General features: G+C 69.6%; 13 protein-coding genes and 1 pseudogene. 10 read left to right on the forward strand and 4 right to left on the reverse strand.

Annotated elements, in window-relative coordinates:
• Positions 1 to 35: 35 nt before the first annotated feature.
• The 3 genes from acnA to D581_RS0109170 all read right to left on the reverse strand — a co-directional run bounded on the left by acnA (position 36) and on the right by D581_RS0109170 (position 4,512).
• On the reverse strand, positions 36 to 2,753 hold the full coding sequence (gene acnA, locus D581_RS0109160; RefSeq protein WP_018956944.1) for an aconitate hydratase AcnA: 2,718 nt from the start codon (positions 2,751 to 2,753) through the stop codon (positions 36 to 38).
• A 355-nt stretch (positions 2,754 to 3,108) separates the two neighbouring features.
• Positions 3,109 to 4,011 carry an aminoglycoside phosphotransferase family protein gene (locus tag D581_RS0109165; RefSeq protein WP_018956945.1) on the reverse strand — a complete coding sequence of 301 codons (903 nt, stop codon included), beginning with the start codon at positions 4,009 to 4,011 and terminating at the stop codon, positions 3,109 to 3,111.
• Positions 4,012 to 4,077: 66 nt separating this feature from the next.
• The gene (locus D581_RS0109170) at positions 4,078 to 4,512 is read right to left on the reverse strand and encodes a VOC family protein (RefSeq protein ID WP_018956946.1); all 435 of its coding nucleotides are present in this window, start codon (positions 4,510 to 4,512) and stop codon (positions 4,078 to 4,080) included.
• A gap of 243 nt (positions 4,513 to 4,755) precedes the next feature.
• Between D581_RS0109170 and D581_RS0109175 the strand changes: the two genes are divergently transcribed.
• From D581_RS0109175 to D581_RS0109195, 5 genes are all read left to right on the forward strand, one after another.
• Positions 4,756 to 5,208: a RidA family protein gene (locus D581_RS0109175; protein ID WP_018956947.1), complete on the forward strand. Its 453-nt coding sequence runs from the start codon at positions 4,756 to 4,758 to the stop codon at positions 5,206 to 5,208.
• 222 nt (positions 5,209 to 5,430) lie between these two features.
• Positions 5,431 to 6,960 carry a helix-turn-helix domain-containing protein gene (locus D581_RS0109180; protein ID WP_018956948.1) on the forward strand — a complete coding sequence of 510 codons (1,530 nt, stop codon included), beginning with the start codon at positions 5,431 to 5,433 and terminating at the stop codon, positions 6,958 to 6,960.
• A 1,080-nt stretch (positions 6,961 to 8,040) separates the two neighbouring features.
• On the forward strand, positions 8,041 to 8,280 hold the full coding sequence (locus D581_RS1000000141250; RefSeq protein ID WP_158688590.1) for a hypothetical protein: 240 nt from the start codon (positions 8,041 to 8,043) through the stop codon (positions 8,278 to 8,280).
• Between the two features lie 12 nt (positions 8,281 to 8,292).
• Positions 8,293 to 10,536, forward strand: coding sequence for a hypothetical protein (locus tag D581_RS0109185; RefSeq protein WP_018956949.1), 2,244 nt, complete (start codon positions 8,293 to 8,295; stop codon positions 10,534 to 10,536).
• 719 nt (positions 10,537 to 11,255) lie between these two features.
• The gene (locus D581_RS0109195) at positions 11,256 to 12,902 is read left to right on the forward strand and encodes a hypothetical protein (protein WP_106434361.1); all 1,647 of its coding nucleotides are present in this window, start codon (positions 11,256 to 11,258) and stop codon (positions 12,900 to 12,902) included.
• Here D581_RS0109195 and D581_RS1000000139510 read toward each other — a convergent pair.
• Positions 12,866 to 13,048, reverse strand: a pseudogene (locus tag D581_RS1000000139510) (DUF397 domain-containing protein); the annotation flags it as partial. The gene D581_RS0109195 and the pseudogene D581_RS1000000139510 sit on opposite strands and share 37 nt — an antisense overlap.
• Positions 13,049 to 13,244: 196 nt before the next feature.
• Between D581_RS1000000139510 and D581_RS1000000139515 the strand changes: the two are divergent.
• The 5 genes from D581_RS1000000139515 to D581_RS1000000138940 all read left to right on the forward strand — a co-directional run bounded on the left by D581_RS1000000139515 (position 13,245) and on the right by D581_RS1000000138940 (position 19,169).
• The gene (locus tag D581_RS1000000139515; RefSeq protein WP_158688591.1) at positions 13,245 to 13,787 is read left to right on the forward strand and encodes an ATP-binding protein; all 543 of its coding nucleotides are present in this window, start codon (positions 13,245 to 13,247) and stop codon (positions 13,785 to 13,787) included.
• A 63-nt stretch (positions 13,788 to 13,850) separates the two neighbouring features.
• Positions 13,851 to 15,695 (forward strand): hypothetical protein, encoded by a 1,845-nt coding sequence (locus D581_RS0109205; protein ID WP_018956952.1) that lies wholly within the window; start codon positions 13,851 to 13,853, stop codon positions 15,693 to 15,695.
• Positions 15,692 to 15,979: a hypothetical protein gene (locus tag D581_RS0109210; RefSeq protein WP_018956953.1), complete on the forward strand. Its 288-nt coding sequence runs from the start codon at positions 15,692 to 15,694 to the stop codon at positions 15,977 to 15,979. Before D581_RS0109205 ends, D581_RS0109210 begins: the two co-directional genes overlap by 4 nt.
• Positions 15,976 to 16,593, forward strand: a complete 618-nt coding sequence (locus D581_RS1000000138935; protein WP_018956954.1) for a nucleotide exchange factor GrpE — start codon at positions 15,976 to 15,978, stop codon at positions 16,591 to 16,593. The genes D581_RS0109210 and D581_RS1000000138935 overlap by 4 nt, the downstream gene beginning before the upstream one ends.
• A gap of 71 nt (positions 16,594 to 16,664) precedes the next feature.
• Complete coding sequence (locus tag D581_RS1000000138940) at positions 16,665 to 19,169, forward strand: Hsp70 family protein (RefSeq protein ID WP_018956955.1); 2,505 nt, start codon at positions 16,665 to 16,667, stop codon at positions 19,167 to 19,169.
• The last annotated feature ends 16 nt before the right edge of the window (positions 19,170 to 19,185 follow it).

The raw sequence follows: 19,185 nt of genomic DNA on the forward strand, positions 1-19,185 counted from the left end.
CCGGGATGCGGCCCTCACTGCTCGGTCCGGTCCGCCTACTTGCGGATCAGGCTGCGGAGCACGTACTGCAGGATGCCGCCGTTGCGGTAGTAGTCCGCCTCGCCGGGGGTGTCGATGCGCACGACACCGTCGAACTCCACACCGGTGTCGGTGGTGACCTTGACCGTGCGCGGGGTGGTGCCGTTGTTCAGCTCGGTGACGCCGGTGAAGGAGAAGGTCTCCTCGCCGGTGAGGCCGAGGGTCTCGGCGGTCTGGCCCTCGGGGAACTGGAGCGGGAGGACGCCCATGCCGATGAGGTTCGAGCGGTGGATGCGCTCGTAGGACTCGGCGATGACCGCCTTGACGCCGAGGAGCGCGGTGCCCTTGGCAGCCCAGTCGCGGGACGAGCCGGAGCCGTACTCCTTGCCCGCGAGGATCGCGAGGGGGGTGCCGGCGGCCTGGTAGTTCTGCGAGGCGTCGTAGATGAACGACACCGGGCCGTCGCCCTGGGTGAAGTCGCGGGTGTAGCCGCCCTCGGTGCCCGGCGCGATCTGGTTGCGCAGGCGGATGTTGGCGAACGTGCCGCGGATCATGACCTCGTGGTTACCGCGGCGCGAGCCGTAGGAGTTGAAGTCACGACGCTCGATGCCGTGCTCGGTGAGGTACTTGCCGGCCGGGGTGTCGGCCTTGATGGCGCCGGCCGGGGAGATGTGGTCGGTGGTGACCGAGTCGCCGAGCTTGGCGAGCACCCGGGCGCCGGTGATGTCCTCGACCGGGGTCGTCTCCATCGTCATGCCCTCGAAGTACGGGGGCTTGCGCACGTAGGTGGACTCGGAGTCCCACTCGAAGGTGTTGCCGGTCGGGATCGACAGCGCCTGCCACTGGGCGTCGCCCGCGAAGACGTCCTGGTAGGACTTGTTGAACATGTCCTCGCCGATGGCGTTCGCCACGACGTCGTTGACCTCGGCCTCGGAGGGCCAGATGTCGGTCAGGTAGACCGGCTTGCCGTCCTGGTCGACGCCGAGGGCGTCCTTGGTGATGTCGACCTTCATCGACCCGGCGATGGCGTACGCGACGACCAGCGGCGGGGACGCCAGGTAGTTCATCTTGACGTCGGGGTTGATCCGGCCCTCGAAGTTACGGTTGCCGGAGAGCACCGAGGTGACCGCGAGGTCGTTCTCGTTGACCGCCTTGGAGACCTCGTCCGGCAGCGGGCCGGAGTTGCCGATGCAGGTGGTGCAGCCGTAGCCGACGAGGTTGAAGCCGACCTTGTCGAGGTACGGGGTCAGACCCGCCTTGTCGAAGTAGTCGGTGACGACCTTCGACCCCGGGGCGAGGGTGGTCTTGACCCACGGCTTGCGGGTCAGGCCCTTCTCGACCGCCTTCTTCGCCACGAGCGCGGCGGCGACCATGACGTAGGGGTTCGAGGTGTTGGTGCAGGAGGTGATCGCGGCGACGGTGACGGCGCCGTGGTCGATCTCGTACGTCGAGCCGTCGGGGGCCGTGACGGTGACCGGCTTCGACGGAACGCCGTTCGGGGTGGTGGACGGGGCGTCGGAGGCCGGGAAGGACTCCTTGCTCGCCTCCATCTCGTCGGCGACGTAGTTGCGGACGTCGCGGGCGAACTGCTCCTTGGCGTTCGCGAGGACGATGCGGTCCTGCGGGCGCTTCGGGCCGGCGATGGAGGGGACGACCGTGGAGAGGTCGAGCTCCAGCTTCTCGGAGAAGTCCGGCTCGGCGGCCGGGTCCAGCCAGAGGCCCTGCTCCTTGGCGTACGCCTCGACGAGGGCGACCTGCTGCTCGTCGCGGCCGGTCAGACGGAGGTACTTCAGCGTCTCGTCGTCGATCGGGAAGATCGCGGCGGTGGAGCCGAACTCCGGCGACATGTTGCCGATGGTGGCGCGGTTGGCGAGCGAGGTGGCGGCGACGCCCTCACCGTAGAACTCGACGAACTTGCCGACGACGCCGTGCTTGCGGAGCATCTCGGTGATGGTCAGCACGAGGTCGGTGGCGGTGGTGCCGGCCGGGAGCTCGCCGGTCAGCTTGAAGCCGACGACGCGCGGGATGAGCATGGAGACCGGCTGGCCGAGCATCGCGGCCTCGGCCTCGATGCCGCCGACGCCCCAGCCCAGCACGCCGAGGCCGTTGACCATGGTGGTGTGCGAGTCGGTGCCGACGAGGGTGTCGGGGTACGCCTGGCCGTTGCGGACCATGACGGTGCGGGCCAGGTGCTCGATGTTCACCTGGTGGACGATGCCGGTGCCCGGGGGAACGACCTTGAACTCGTCGAAGGCGGTCTGGCCCCAGCGCAGGAACTGGTAGCGCTCCTTGTTGCGGCCGTACTCCAGCTCGACGTTCTGGCCGAAGGCTTCCTTGGTGCCGAACTTGTCGGCGATGACGGAGTGGTCGATGACCAGCTCGGCCGGGGCCAGCGGGTTGATCTTCGCCGGGTCCCCGCCGAGCTCCTTGACGGCCTCACGCATGGTGGCGAGGTCCACGACACACGGCACGCCGGTGAAGTCCTGCATGATCACGCGGGCCGGCGTGAACTGGATCTCCTGGCTGGGCTGTGCCTGGGAGTCCCAGCCACCGATGGCCCGGATGTGATCGGCGGTGATGTTCGCGCCGTCCTCGGTACGGAGCAGGTTCTCCAGCAGGACCTTCAGGCTGTACGGGAGGCGCGCGGAGCCCTCTACCTTGTCCAGCTTGAAGATCTCGTACGACTCGTCGCCCACGCGCAGCGTGCTGCGGGCGTCGAAGCTGTTCGCCGACACGACAGTCTCCTTCTTCAATGTGCGCGTATCTCCGCGCCGCGCCTCATTGGCAGTCGGCGCCGCGTTTTGCCGTCTACTGCTCCGACCATCCGCTAAGGTAAGGGTTAGTTAGGTAACCCTTACCGGGCGGCGGCTTCGGTGCGCCCCGGCAGATATCTCGATGTCGAGATAACTCTAGTACATAGCCGCCGCTCGGTCATGCCCAGGTGCCCCCACCGCACCGCCGGACGCCTTCACCGATGCCGTACGCCGCTTCGCGCGGCAGCTCACCGCGACCGGCTGAGCGCCTCGCCCACACCGCGCCCGTGCGGCAGGACAGGGCGCCCGGACCACGCCTGTACGCAGAACGGGGTACTCAGACCACGGCCGTACGCAGAACGCGGTCGAGTGCCGCCCGGCCGGCGGGCCCCCAGGTCGGCTTGCCTCCGGGAAGCCCCCGGTCCCCGTTCCGGCCCATGAGCATGAGGACCAGGCTTTTCATGGCGGCCAGCCCGCGAGCGCGCCGGATCATCGCCTCGTCCGCACGCCCGTACGCGTCGAAGAACCGTGCGGCGGCGCCCGCGGGGAGGACGACCCACGCGGCCGCGAGGTCCCACGCCGGGTCGCCGGCGAACAGGTCACCGAAGTCGATCACGCCCGAGAGCGTCCCGTCCGACACGACGACGTTCGCGGGGTGGAGATCACCGTGCACCCATATCGGCGGCCCCTCCCACCCCGGGGCCGCGACGGCTTCGTCCCAGACGGCCCGGACCTCGTCGGCGATGCCGTCGGGGACGACGGCGTGGAAGAAGTGGTCGAATCCCTCCGTGTGCGCACGGGGATGACCACCGCGGTCCGAACCGGCCGGCGCGTCGACGGGCGCCTCCACGTGAAGGGCCCGGAGGAAGTCCGCCAGAGCACCGGCTGCATGGTCGCCGCGGCTGATCGAGGTGCGGTCCAGCGGCTCACCGGGGACCCACGTCATGACGGTCCAGGGTTTCGGAAAGCGTGCGGACGGTTCGCCCGCCCGCACGGAGTTCGGGACAGGCAGCGGCAGGCGCGGAGCCAGGACCGGCAGCCACCGGCGCTCCTTGAGCTGAAGGTCCGGGGCGCGTTCCGTACGCGGCATGCGGACGGCCAGCTCGTCCCCGAGGCGCCACTGCTGGTTGTCCCATCCGCCCTCGACCTCGCGGACAGCCAGCCGCGCGAGGTCCGGATGCTGCTCCTGGAGCAGGCCGCGGACCAGGTCCGCCGTGATCTCGATCTCGAAGTCGGTCATGCGGAGCCACGGTAGTGCGGCGGGCCCGCCGGACGGGCCGGGCCCCGCGCACAGAGCCTGGGGTTGTCAGTCGAGACAGAACTCGTTGCCCTCGATGTCCTGCATGTTGAGGCAGGACTCGTTCTCCTCGTCGGCGAGCAGCAGCTCTCCGCGCACCGCACCGAGCGGGATCAGCCGCGCGCACTCGGCCTCCAGCGCGGCGAGGCGCTCCTCACCCACGAGCCCGGTGCCGACCCGCACGTCGAGATGCACCCGGTTCTTGACCACCTTGCCTTCGGGAACGCGCTGGAAGTACAGCCGAGGGCCCACACCCGAGGGGTCCTGGCAGGCGAAGCCCGCGTCCCGCTTCTCGGGCGGCAGCGAGAGGTCGTAATCGCCCCACGTGGCGAACCCCTCCGGCGGCGGCGGAACGACGTACCCCAGCACCTCGCACCAGAAATAGGCGACGCGCGAGGGCGACGCGCAGTCGAAGGTGATCTGTACCTGCCTGATCGGAGCCATCGGGCCACCCTAACGGCGCGCCGTTCGCCGAGCCTCCGGTTTTCGTCGCCGCGGGAGTCGCGGGACGAGCTCACCACCGGCGGGTCGCCGAGCCGCTGACGCCCTTCGCCCAGGTGCTGAGCCCAAGTGGGCGGCGCGGGGCCCGCGTTCGAATCGGGAGAATAATGAGGAAGCGGGACGCGGAACACGCTGAAAGGATGGCGTACTCCAGAGCCGACCCCAGCACCAGGAGACGCACCCATCGTGACCCGCACCAGCGCCGTTTCACTGATCCGTTCCCGTTCCCTCTCCGACGTGGCCGAGTACGCCTATGCGGCCACCGCGCCCGCCGAGGCCCGGCTGATCTTCCTCGCCGGTTCGTGTCCGCTCGACGAGCACGGCGTGACCGTGGCCGTGGGCGACTACGCGGGCCAGGCGGCGAAGGCCGTGGAGAACCTGCGGACGGCGCTCGCCGACGCGGGCGCTTCGATCGAGGACGTCATCAGCACGCGGGTCCTCGTGGCGTCGGCCCGGCAGGAGGATCTCGTGGCCGCCTGGGAGGTGGTCCGGGACTCCTTCGGCGACCACGACGTGCCCAGCACCCTGATGGGCGTCACCGTGCTCGGCTACGCGGACCAGCTCGTCGAGATCGAAGCCGTGGCCGCCGTCCTCGACGCCCCGACGCCCGACGGCCCGGCCGGCCCCCCATCGGCGTAACGACGGTGTGAACCGCCGCGTCCCCGCACGCCGAGGCGGGGGCGCGGCGGGGCGCTGGGACGGGCGCGGCCACGCAGCTCGTACGGACGCGTCGGCCGCGCCCTTCACTCCGGCGCGGGCCACCATGGGAGGAGGCCGCCCACGCGGACCCGGTACACACCCGTCACTCGAACGGCACACCCCCACAGCAGCCTCATCTCATATCTGAGATAACCTGCCGTCATGTCAGACGACTACCTCGTACGCATCGGCAAGCTCATCCGTGACGCCCGTCAGCACCGGGGCTGGACACAGACCCAGCTGGCCGAGGCGCTCGCCACCAGCCAGAGCGCCGTCAACCGCATCGAGCGCGGCAACCAGAACATCAGCCTTGAGATGATCGCCCGCATCGGTGAAGCCCTCGACAGCGAGATCGTGTCGCTCGGGTACGCCGGGCCCATGCATCTGCGGGTCGTCGGCGGCCGCCGGCTCTCCGGGGCCATCGACGTCAAGACCAGCAAGAACGCCTGCGTCGCGCTGCTGTGCGCCTCGCTGCTCAACAAGGGGCGCACGGTCCTGCGCCGGGTGGCCCGGATCGAGGAGGTGTTCCGGCTCCTGGAGGTGCTCAACTCCATCGGGGTGCGCACCCGCTGGGTCAACGACGGCGTGGACCTGGAGATCGTGCCGCCGGCGCAGCTGGACCTGGAGGCGATCGACGCCGACGCCGCGCGCCGCACCCGCTCGATCATCATGTTCCTGGGCCCGCTGCTGCACCGGACGGAGCAGTTCACCCTGCCGTACGCGGGCGGCTGCGACCTCGGCACCCGGACCATCGAGCCGCACATGATCGCGCTGCGCCGGTTCGGCCTGGAGATCGCCGCCACGGAGGGCCTGTACCACGCGCAGGTCGACCGGTCCGTCTCCCCGGACCGGCCCATCGTGCTGACCGAGCGCGGCGACACCGTGACCGAGAACGCCCTGCTGGCGGCCGCCCGCCACGACGGCACGACCGTCATCCGCAACGCCTCCTCCAACTACATGGTCCAGGACCTGTGCTTCTTCCTGGAGGCGCTGGGCGTACGGGTCGACGGCGTCGGCACGACGACGCTCACCGTCCACGGGGTCCCGCAGATCGACGTGGACGTGGACTACTCCCCCTCCGAGGACCCGGTCGAGGCGATGAGCCTGCTGGCCGCCGCGGTGGTGACCGAGTCCGAACTCACCATCCGCCGGGTGCCGATCGAGTTCCTGGAGATCGAACTCGCGGTCCTGGAGGAGATGGGCGTCGACTGCGACCGCACCCCGGAGTACGCCGCCGACAACGCGCGCACCCGCCTGGTGGACCTGACGGTCCGGCCCTCCAAGCTGGAGGCCCCGATCGACAAGATCCACCCGATGCCGTTCCCCGGCCTCAACATCGACAACGTCCCGTTCTTCGCGGCGATCGCCGCCGCCGCGCACGGCCAGACCCTGATCCACGACTGGGTCTACGACAACCGCGCGATCTACCTCACCGACCTCAACCGCCTCGGCGGCCGCCTCCAACTCCTCGACCCCCACCGGGTCCTGGTCGAGGGCCCGACCCGCTGGCGCGCCGCCGAGATGATGTGCCCGCCCGCCCTGCGGCCCGCCGTGGTGGTGCTGCTGGCGATGATGGCGGCGGAGGGCACCTCCGTACTCCGCAACGTCTATGTGATCAACCGCGGTTACGAGGAACTGGCTGAGCGGCTCAACTCGGTGGGCGCGCAGATCGAGATCTTCCGGGACATCTGACGGGTGGGGTGTTGTGCCCCTTGGGGGCAAGGGGCACAACACCCCAATGTGCCAGCTGACCTGCGGATATCTACCTTCACCACCCTCCGCCGATCTCTGTTGTCTTTCCGCACCTTGTGCAATGCATGCGCAAGATGATCTTGAATAAATAGCGGTACGCCAGAAATGCCTGTGTACCCGTCAGTCTTTACGGAGGATCGCCGCCGAAGCGACCTCGCAACATCTGATGTCGTTCGTGTCACGCCGACCACGTCTGGTCGACCATCGGCACCACATCAACGGCCCGGCAAGCCGCTGCAAGACTGCGGGCTCAGGCCGAGGTCCTTTTCGGCGAGACGCAGACGCCGCCTCCCGCCGTCCTGCAGCACTTCGTGGAGGTGGTCGCCTCACGGTTGGCAAGCACGGGATCGTAGAGCGCTATCCAGGACAGCTCGGACGCCGTGATCACACCAGACACGGCAAGACCGCCTCTTTCGCCCACCTCGACTTCTTCGGCGCCCGCCGGCCCCTTGAAGCCGTCTGCTGGAGGCAGGACTTCATCAGCAGCAGGCTCATCGCCGAGCGCGTCTACCGGCAACCCGCGCAACCCCGCCCTCAGCGACCACTGGCCAGGACGGCCGCATCAATATCGACGCCCTACGTCACACCGCTCAGGACCGCCGTAGGCCCCTGACCGCCCTCGGCACCACCGGAGCAATCCCGACAGACCTCGATCCCGCTGAGGACCCTGGGCGACGCCTCATCTGCATTACTTACAACAGCTGGCGCTTACCATCGTTTCGCTGATTCGTCAACCCTGCCAGTCGTCCGAAATCCCTCTCGCACGCCAGGTCGACAACCCTACGCAGAGGTGCCATCTGTTGCCTCATTTTTACTAACCTCGGCAATGGGGCGCAACCTCTCCCCCTCCGAGAGGTACAGAAGTTCGACCCTCCACTCAATTTAGTGAATCGATGACATAAGCATGGCGACCCCCTGCTTATCGATGCCAGCATCCTTCTTGTTCCTAACGCACCTACGCGGGGCGAATGTTGGCCGACGGGTCGACGCGCGGCCGCTCCTTCCCGAAGGGTCCAAGCCGTGCCTCCATCTCCAGATGACGCCAATCCTTTCGATGAATCTGCCGAGAAGATCCGGCGCAAGGAGCGGGAGCTGGCCGAAACCGAGGCTAGGTTGGCGCGCCGTGAGCGGATGGCGGACCGGCTACTTATCCTGCGGATCGTCTTCGTCCTGGTCACACTGGTGACCGGAAATCCGGTCTACCGGTGGGCAGACAGGGGCATCGAATGGGTTAGCGAACATCTCCGGGAATCCGAATGATGTGAGGTAGGCATGAGCGAGGGCACCGTCAATGGGCCGTTTCCGATTCCGGTTTCCCGGGAGGATCAAGAGGCTTGGATCGAGGCCGTGCTGGCGACCGAGGGGGTCAATCTACCCCGTGGCGCGCTGGAGAACATCGTCCCCTTCATCGTTGATCCCGATCAAAGTCTGAGCGAGCCCGATGCGCACGGCGTACGTACGCTCAGGGCGAGCGCCGTCCGACGCATCTGTACTGACGCTGGGGACATGGTCATTGCCGTTGTCCGAATGCACGGTGTCGGTGGTGTGTTGTGGGGGCATAACGAGCGGATCAACTCGATCTGGCGCTCCGTCGCGGACCCGACGGTCGACCGAGGCACCGAGCGCACCCTGGCCTCGGTCCGGCCGTGGATGAGCGTCGACGACGATGGACACGAGACCTGTTTCGCGGCGCTGGAAAGCGTCATGACGAACCGACAGACATTGATCATGAACGCTGAGGACGCGGCGGACGAGCTGAAGAGGCGGGACCGCGTCCGCCCATACGATCTTGAGGAAGACCTCGTCCTCAACGGGCAACAGGACCCTGGAATGTACGTTGCCCAGCAAGTGAGGATTGAGGAGAACCCGGAAAGGGACTCCGACGGCAATCTCCGTTACCCGGACGCCTATTGGGGTTGGATGGCAGTTCGAGGAAATAATCGAACTCAGAAACGACAGTCGATCTTTCGTTTGACCTCCAGTGAAGTGCTGTCCGGCGTTCCGGCAGAGAAGCTGGAGCGAGGGGGGGACGAGATCATCTGCGACCCTCGTGACTGGCTCCCTGAATTCTCTGCCGTACTCAACAGGGAGTTCGCGGAGGCGGACGACGGTGAACTGGACCCCACAAGCGGCTCACGGGCGCGACGTGCCGCCGCCATCGCTGCGGTAGATGCTCATCTGGTGATCGGAACCCCCACTCCGGAGCGGCTCTACCGCATCGTGCAGATGAACAACCGGCGCGATCACGTCCACCCGCCGCTGGAGTTCGACGCCCTCGACCGCTCACGCGCGCTGGGGCGGAGCGTTCTCGGGATGTACGTGGCACAACGAGTCATGGACGAGAAAACAGCGGAGGTCCTTTCCGGGCTCGCGCCGATCCGTGAACTCCCCGATGCATCGGCGGACATGGCGGTCTCGGAGTTGCGTGACCTGCGCTCCATGCGGCTGTTGCAGGAACTGTTTCCGGTGGATCCGCACAAGCGTCACCTACTGCGGCGCGCGCTCAGCGAGAACCCACCGTCCCAGCTCAAGTCAGGGGAAATCAACCAGCGGGCGCGTACATGGTCCGCGCTGACCTCCGAGAGCTACCCGGCACCATGGAACCCGCGCGTCGGCCAGGTCTTCTCCACGCGGGCCCGGGAAGGCATCGCCCTTTCCGGGCGCAGACTGCCTGACTTGCTCGCCACCGCGGACACCGATGACGACGCCTTCGACGAACTGGTGTCCTATCGGGCGGCGCACTGGCTTGCCTCCTTCTGCATCATCGAAGCAGATCGGGGATCGCTCGACGGCCAGGAAGTAATCGGCGACGCGGGAGAACGGGTTCGCCGATCCCGCAGGACCGTCATGAACTGCCTGCAGGCTCTTCGGTACGAGAAGAGCCGGATGATGGCGGTTGGCGTACTGAAGTCGCTGGCCGCAGCCATGGACGCCGGGGACCGGCGGCCTTGGCGCGTTAGCGGCTCCGGCAAGGAGATGCCGGGACGGGAGATGACACCGCTCTGGTTCGACAGCGTATTCCCGAAGGACACAGGGACCCGGCCCCGCAAGACCGTGGCATCCGCACCAACGTTGGCAACGACAGTGGCAGTACCTGCCCCCCTTCCTTCGCCTACGCTGCCTGCGCCCTCATCCATGACACCAACGTTCTCACTCGTGACATCAACGCCCGCACGTTCTCCCGCGCCGACGCTCACCGCCGCAGTCCCGGTCCAGTCCACGATGCCGGCCACCAATGAGCCCGACGAGGGCGGCAGTTCAGCCCCCTCCCCCGAGGAACCTCTCACCATCGAGGCTCTGATGGTCCGGGTAGAGGAACAGATCCGTGGCCTCCATGCGGCCTCCGCCGAGATCGGGGAACTCCTCGGACGCCTCGCGGAACAGAGCCGCGCGGCGTCCGTCGACCATCCCATCAGCCGACAGCGGGCCGATGCGACCGTGCGCCTGCTCAACCAAACTCTGTCCAAGCTGCGTAAACTGCCGGAACTCATGGAGGAGATGACGGAGCCCTTCTGACGCGGTTCCTCCCGTAGGACCCAGCGGGCTTGATGCCTCCGCTTGCCCGCTGGGTGCGGACCAGAACCGCGCCTGACGCCCGGCGGTCGCAGCCAACACTGCAGCAATGTCAACCGTCCCAAGAACGTCGATGTCGATGCGCTCTGGGTAGTCGTCGGGCGGCCATAGGCCTCCCGGCATGGAAGCTTCCGCGTGTGGGCGCCGCGGGCACGGGCGAGGTCAGCACCGCCAGTGCCAGCGGTTGCCGGGACTGCAACACGTTCGGTGTAACTCCCGAGCACGGAAGATGCATCGATGACCAGCGACAACGTGACGGAGGGCGAGCCCGGCGCCTACCGTTCCAGCCTCACCCCGCCCCCCGGCCACGGCCCCGCCACGCCTGATCCCGCCCGAGGAGCTGAACACTCCGTGGTACGCCTCAACCAGACCAGCGACCCACGTACATCCGTCGTCCTGTCGGCCGGCGCGGACTGGCGTACGCGCGCCGTCGGGCAGCGCCGGGCCCAGCGGGGCCGAGTTCCCGATGCCCTGGCGGCCGGCGGCGAGGCTCAAGGTATTGCAGCAGGGCCTCGGGGTGATTCGTACGGCGATCAACACCAAGCACTGGGCGCAGGCGCGTCACGGGCTCAGCCGGGCCCGGGCTCTCGTCAACGCCCTGCCCGCCGACGACGCCTGACGCGCACCGCCTCACGTCGCACATCCCCGAGAGAGGACCATCCATGGAACCACGCGGATACCGCATGGTGGTGTCGACCGCAGCGGACTACGTGGACACCTGCGCGATAGCCGAGCGGGAGTTGGTCGAATGGCTCAAGTCCAAGCGGTACGACCCGTCCGGGCTCGACGACGGACGGACCGAGCTCGCCGCCCACGCGACCCTCGACCGCGACTCCGATTCGGGCAGGAACGGCGCGCACAGCCGGTGGCGCATGCGCGAGACGCGCTCCGCCACCTCGGGCACCTGGCAGTCGACGCTCGTCGTGCGCTCCGGGCTTCCTCAGGACAAGGGCCGCACCTGGGTACAGGTCGACATCGAGCACCAGCCCGCCCGGGCCGACGAGTTCCCCACCCGCGCCAACACCCCAGGCATCGCCCGGTCCCTCCTGGACGCGCTGGAAGCCCGTGACGGTCAGGCCGACGTCACCACCGCACCGGCCTTCATCGAGGCCGACGAGGTCGACGATCTGGTCGAAGAGCTCTGCGACGCCAACCGCCGACTGCCGGTGGTCATCGCCACCGTGCCGTACTGCAAGAACCCGGACGACTGGTCGCGCTCGGTCGTCGAACCGCTGTTCCGCAATCTCCATGGACTGGCGGTGCTGTACGTCCTCACACCGGCGGCGCAGACGGCCTTCAACGCCGTGCTGGAGTTCCACCCCGTGTTCGGCGGGGGCGTCCGCACCTACCTGCCGGGCCTCGAGCCGGCCTGGAAGCCGGACTCCCAGCGGCATCCCGTGATGTCCCGCCGGACGATCGACGCCGACGTCCGCCGGGCTGCCTCCGCCCTCGCGGTCCTCCCCCAACGGCTGTCCTCGCGCCATCTGCTGCCCCCCGCCCTGCTGAGCGTCTCGCTCCAGCGGATGCGCCTTCGGCCGAGCCCGGCCGGCGCGGACAGCGCCCAGCTCCGGAGGGAGAACACCGCCTTGGTCTCACTCCTGGGCGAGGCGGAACAGGCGGAGGCAGCCCGCGTCAGTGAGATCAACGATCTGTACGTGGAGCTCGACAACGCGGAGCGGGGAAGCGACGAGCTGCGAGGGGAGAACGAGGAGCTGTACGACAAGTTCCAGGAATCCCAGCGACTCATCCGCTTCCTGCGCGAACGTCTGGAAGAGGCCGGAGAGTTCGCGGCGGCCTACGGCCCGGTCGACACCGCGCCCCGCGTCTATCCGGAGACCTTCCCCGATCTGCTCGACCGGCTGGAAGAGCTTCCCTTCATCGCCTTCACGGGCAACGCCAAGACCACCCGGGGGCTCGACAGCCAGTCCGTGGACAACTGGCTTTCCGTGGCCTGGGACGGGCTCCTGGCACTCAACCACTTCGCCGAGGCCTCGGCCGACGGCAGAGCCGCCGGTGACTTCCTGAGCTGGTGCAAGTCCGAGGCGTCCGGCGACTCCCCGTTCCCGACGGCCAAGGTGGCCATGCGGGAGTCCGACCACGTCGCCAACAACGGCAGACTGCGCAGCGAGCGCATGCTTCCCGTGCCCAGAACGGTCGACCCGAACGGCAAGGTCTTCATGCAGGCCCACGTGAGGATCGGCGGAGGCAACACCGTCGCCCCGCGCCTCCACTTCTACGAGGACGGGCCCCGGTCGGGGAAGGTGTACGTCGGCTACCTGGGCCCACACCTGCGCAACACGCTCACCTGAGGCAGGGACAGTGCGCTGCCGCAGGTACAGCGCCAACAGCGGCCCACCGGTCGGTCAGTCCCCGCGACGAACCGCACGAAGAGTGCCCACTCCGCGCGTCCCACCTCGAAGTCCGGACGGGCCAAGTCCTTCGAGTCCCGTACGTGAACGGCCTGTTTCGGGGATGCTCATCCGCCGCCCCTTTCCTCGTGCCGCGTCCGCGTCGGTCATCGCGTCGCCCGTTGCCACGACTCAGCGTGACGGATCACCTGCCGCACCGCCTACTCCCGTGCCCGAATACTGACTCCGCGTACGGGGCCTCGGTGCTCGCCCACGGTCGGGCCCGGGCTTCACGCTGGTCGCTTGAACCGACCCGTTCCCCAACTGGACCCGTCCGCGTGCGGCTTCAGCCAGCTCCTGTCGTCCACGCGCCGCGGGGCCCGGCTCGCCCGGCTGCTCACCGTCTCGGCGCTGTGCCCCTGGGACGCTCCGCCGGATCTCACGGAGCGTGCCGGGCTGGTCCTGGCGGAGCTGGCCGCCAACGCGGTGGTCCACGGATACGTGCGGGGCCGCGCCTTCCGGCTCGCCTCGACTTCGACCCGGTGGCCTGCGTGCTCCGCACGGAGGTCACCGACGCCCGAGGTGACCGGCTCCCCCTTCCTGCCCCCGCCCTCGGCCCCGGGCGAGGGCGGAGCGCCGTCAGGTCCGCTCCCCACCTCCGGGTACGGGCTCGCGCTCGTCGCCGCGCTCGCCGAGAGCTGGGAGACGGTCCCGTATCCGCCCAGCGGCAAGACCGTCCGGGCCGTGCTGACCTCTTCGGCCCGGAGACACCGTCCGGACCGGCCGAAAGCGTCACCTCAAGGCGACTTCGCGCCAAGATCAATGACCTCATATCAGTCACGTTGACGCCGCCAACACACCTCCGTACGGTGGCCTTCGGTACATGGGGGATCAAGGGGGCGGCAGCGCGTGCTGATGGAGGAGACCGGTGGAGCCGACCGGGCCATCACGGCGGACTCCCTGCTGGATGCCGCCGAGCAGGCGTTCCGGCGCGCCGAGTTCGATGTCGTACGACCGCTTCTGCAGCGGCTCCGCACCGAGTTCGGCGCACCTGACGCCTACCCGGCCTCCGTGCGGTACGACGCTCTCCTCGGCGCGCTGGCCGGACGGGCGGGCAACTGGCCCGAAGCGGTCCGGCGGTGTCCGAACGACCCCGAGGGGGCGGAGACCGGAGTCGTTCACTCGCTCGCCGTCAGCGCACTCCGTGAGCTGGCGCGCGAGGGGCGGCACACCGATACCGGTGTCGCGGCCATCGTGATCGTGCTGTGGGCGTACCTCCTGGACGAGGAGGACATGGGTGGCTTCCACGCGTTGCTCACCGAACGGCGGGGCGCACCCGTGGCCGACGGGCTGTGGGAGCAGGGCAGCGCCCAACTGCGCGGGCGCGTCGCCGACCTGTTGCACGCCTTGGACGTACGGGCCGGGCGGGACACCCTCTCCGCCTGGCGCACGGCCTGGGAGGCCGAGTGCGAGGGTGGTGCGGTCTTCTTCGCCGGCATCCCCACGGACGCCGGACCGCCTGCCCTGATCGCTCTTCAAGAAGCCGCCTGGTATCTCGTCGACCACCGCCGGGGCGCGGACTTGTTGGCCGCCTATGAAGCCCGCCACCCTGAGGCCGACGGGTGGCCGGCCGATCTGCCCGGCCATGACGCGCTCACCGCACCGCTGGCCCGGGCCATCGCGCACCGGGGCCGGGAGCGGGCGCTGGCCCGCGACTGGGGCGAGGCGCTCGCCGACCTCGACGCGGCAGTGTGGCTCGGGCACACGCTCGTGGCAGACGAGCGGGCGGCCGTCCGCGACGCGGGGAAGAACATCGGGCGGAGCCGGACCGGGCACGGCGACTCCCCGGTTGCACGGATCGCCGGGCTCGAACAGGCCCATGCTCTGCTGCCCCGGGACGCCACGCTGGCTGCCGAGCTCACCGCCGAACTCGTGGCGGAGGGCCAAAGGAGAGCCCTCTCCGACCCCGCCCGAAGCCGGAGCCGCTTCGTGCGTGCCCTGGAGGTGACAGCCGGGGACCCGGACGCCCGCGCAGGCCTCGACCGTCACCTGAGAGCGGACTTGGTCAAGGTCCTCGACGGTACGTACACGGGGGGCGAGCTGTCCGTCGATGAGGTCCTGGACCTGCTCGCGCGGGAACCGGACTGCGCGGAGGCTCGGTCGTGGCTGGGCGACCACTACCGGGACCAGGCGGTGGCCGCCGCCGCTCGCGGGTGCACGGACGAGGCGCTGAGCGCCGTACGCGAGAGCCTCCGGTACGGCGAGCCGCCCTGGTCGCACGGCGGGCCGGGGGTGGACGGGCTGCTCTCGGATCTTCTGGTCTCCGCGGCCCGGCGCTCCGACTCCGGCACCCGCGCCGACCTGGAACGCCGCGTCGAGCTGCTGCACACGGCCTCGGAGGTCACGCCCCGGCCCCCGGACCGCTGCGGCGAGGAACTGGAAGCGGCGCTCGTCCACCTCGCCGAGCACCTGGAGGCCACGGGCACCCCGACCGACGTCATCGAGCTGTTCCTCCTGGACCGAATGCGAACCGGGATCAGCGCCCGCTTCGACCAGATCGTGGAAGCCGCCTATCTGAACCGTGCCCGCGCCCGCGAACGGGCGGGCGATCCCGGCGGGGCGCTGCGCGATCACGCCTGCGCTGAGCAGGTCGGCGCGGAGCTGCCTGCCCAGGGCTTCCTCTTCGGCCCCGGCCCCGGCCCCGTTCCCGGCAGACCCCGCCGGGCCCCCGATGAACAGGACTTCCTCTTTTGACCACCGGCACGCCCTCCCCGAAGGCCACGGACAGCATCCTGCCCGCACTCCCCTGGTTCGGTCCCACCCTCCATGAGCTGGTGCCAGGCACGCCGCCTGGAAGCACACCCCTGGTCCTGCGCAAACAGGCCGGCCGCGCTGTGACCTCTGCGGGCCGACAGGACCCGGTGCGGCGTGAACTGATCCGCCGGGCCGATCGGAACTCCCACACCCCCGTGGCAGCGCTCGTCGCCGAGATGCTCACTCCACCCCTGCCCCGTCGCCACACCGAGGAGCGCCCGTGACCGGCCCCGGGCCCACCGCCCCCGCCGACGGCCCGCCGTCCGAGCTCGACAAGCTGCGGCGCAGGGTCGCCGCCCTGTCCGCCAAGCGCGACGAGGCCGAGGCCCGGCTGCACACCCTGCTGGGCTCGCTGCTGCCGCTGGACGACCTGCTGGCCGACACCCGACGGCGGGCCGACGCCCTGCACACGGCACGGACCGCCCGCGAGACGGCGTCGGCCGCCCTGGCGCTGGGGGAACAGGTCGAGGCGGCCCATCTGATGCTGCGCGGCGAGTTCGCGCGCAACGACGTCAGCCCGATGGACGTCGTGGGCAGGCCGGCCGACCCCGCCGAGATGCGGGTCATCGGCACGGAACCGCATCCGACCCGGCCGGACGGAACCGTGCTTCACGAGAGGGTCACCGGCTTTCGGCTCGGCTCCGCCACCCTGCGGCCCGCGCAGGTGGTCGTCTCGGTGCCGGGGCCCGCACCGGACCCCGAACCCACGCCCGTACCGGAACGGGCTTCCGTATCCCCGGTCGGAGGCGGTCGGTCCCAGCCCCGGCGTACCACGCGGTCCCAGCGGCGCCTGCCCCGCAAGCCGTCGGCCCGGCACCGCCGCTCCCGCCGCGGCTGACCCGTAAGCCGTACGCCCTCCCGCCTCCGCCCTCCGCCTGTGCCTCACACGACGATCAGGAAGCACCCAGCATGCACCGGACACTCGGCGTCGACCTCGGCACCACCAACTCCGTCACGGCCTGGATGCGTGACGGAGTGCCGGTCGTCCTGCCCAACCGCGACGGAGGCCGGTCCACTCCGTCGGCCGTCGGGATCGACGCCACCGGCGCTCTCCTCGTCGGGCAGGAGGCCCTCAACTGGCGTTCGGGCGACCCCCGTGCCGTGATCACGGAGGTCAAGCGGCTGATCGGGCGTCGCTGGGACGATGAGCTCGTCAAGCAGGCGCTGGCGTCGCGGCCCCAGGACGCCCCGCCCGTCCGGGAGGGCTCCGACGGTTCGGTGGAGATCCGGCTCGGCGCGCACTACCTCTCCCCCGTCCAGGTCTCCGCGATTCTGCTCCGCCGGCTGAGGAAAGACGCCGAGGACGCGGCTGGAGTGGCGTTCCGGCGCGCGGTGATCACCGTGCCCGCGTACTTCGCCGAGCCGCAGTTCGACGCGGTGCGCGAAGCGGGGCGGCTCGCCGGATTCCACGTGTCGCGGATCGTGCAGGAACCGACCGCAGCCGCACACGCCTTCGGTGTCCGGCCGGGCGAGAACGGCCTCAAGGACTACGCCACCGTGCTCGTCTTCGACCTGGGCGGCGGAACCTTCGACGTGTCGCTCCTGATGCTCGCCCCCGGCTACTTCTCGGTGGCCAGGCTGAGCGGGGACAACCTCCTCGGGGGCGCCGACTTCGACGCGCTGCTCGACGGTCACCTGCGGGATCAGTTGGACGCACGCGATCACGACGGCGAAGGCGACTCCTTCCGTATCCGTAACGCGGCCGAGCGTGCGAAGGTCGAACTGTCCGCGCAGGACGTCTCCGACGTGGTCCTCTCCCCGCTCGGACGCCAGGGCGGCTCCTGGTCCGGAGCGGTGCATCGCGCCGACTTCGAGAAGCTTCTCGCCGGACACCTGGCACGGATGCGGGAGACCGTCGAGACGATGCTGAAGGAGTACAGCGCGACCTCCGAGGACGTCCAACGCGTGCTCCTGGTCGGCGGTTCCACATACATTCCCGCCGTCCGACGCGGCCTCCAGGAGCAGTTCGGCGAGGAGAAGGTGTCGGACGCGGTCGACCCCATGACGGCCGTCGCCCACGGCGCGGCGGTGGAGGCCGGACTCCTCGACACCCTCGACTGCCCGTCTGAGAGCTGTGGCGCCGAGAGCATCCCCGTGGGCTCCGAAGCGTGCCCGGACTGCGCCACCACCCTGCTCGGCCCGGACACGGTCGACTGCCCGGGCTGTCACGTCCCCGCCCCCGAACTCACCTCCGCCTGCCCGGTGTGCGCCACGGACCTGTCCGGGCTGCGCGCGGCCGCCCCGACCGCCGCCCTCGCCGAATGCCGGGAATGCGGGCGGGACGACAATCCGGCCACCGCGGCCGTCTGCCTCGACTGCGACGCCCAGCTCGACACGGGCGGGCTGAAGTGCCCCGGCTGCTCCATGGTCAACGCCCCCGGCCTCAGCGCCTGCTCGTTCTGCGACGGCGACTTCGGCACCGCCCTCCCCCAGCAGATCACGGCCCAGGACATCGGCATCCAACTGGCCGATCGCACCTTGGAGGTCCTCTTCCCCGGAGGCACCCCGTACCCGACGCCCTGGCAGCGGATCGACCACCTCATGATCCGTGGCGGCGCCCACGGCAGCTCCGTGTCGTTCACCCTCTGGGAAGGGCCTCATGTGAGGTCCGCCGAGCGCAACGAGTTCTGCGGGAGCTACCTCGACGAGAACCCGGACGGTCTCCGCGGCGATGTGGCGCTCACCCTGGAAGTGCGGATCGACGCCGACCGGACCATCGGCCTGCGGTACCGCATCGGCTCCGGTGACGTGCGCAGCGCCCGCCTCCAGCGCCATACGGTCTTCGCCGTCGGCCGGCAGGCCGCCGCGCTCCGGAACGACTACGCCGAGTTCCTGAGGAGCTGGGAGCATGAGCTCACCCACGCCGAACGCGACGCGCTCGGCGAGATCGCGGCCGACCTCGCGGCCCTCGGTCGAGGCGAAGGCGTGGGCCGTTCCATCGACGGGCTGCTGGATTCCGCCCGCGGGACCCTGGAGCTGTGCCGGCGGGCTCGCAGCGCCGAAGTCGGCGCCAGGATCTTCTCCGAGGGCGGCCGCGGACTGCTGCCGCCGCCGATCCTGAAGGATCTGCGACGTGGGGCCGAGGCCGTCAGGGACGCACGTGAGGCGATGGACACCGAGGCGATGCTGTCGAGCACGGAAGAGGTGGACGACCTCCTGACGGGGATCGACCCGGCGGTCCGTACCGCGCTGTACACCATCCGCCTCGCCGAACAGGGCGCCTATCCCGCCACTCTGCGCAAGGAGGTCATCGAGGCCCGGGACGGCCTGCGCGGTGCCGTGGGACGCGGCGACCAGGCCGCGCAGGACGCGCGGCTCGTGCTGCTCGGGCGGCTGGGCACGCAGGGCCGGGGGCAGATGGTGGCAGGAGCCGACCCTGGAGCCGAGGCGCTCGTCCTGCCATCCCTGCGGTGAGGCGACGGCCCGGGAA

Source organism: Streptomyces sp. CNB091 (assembly GCF_000377965.1).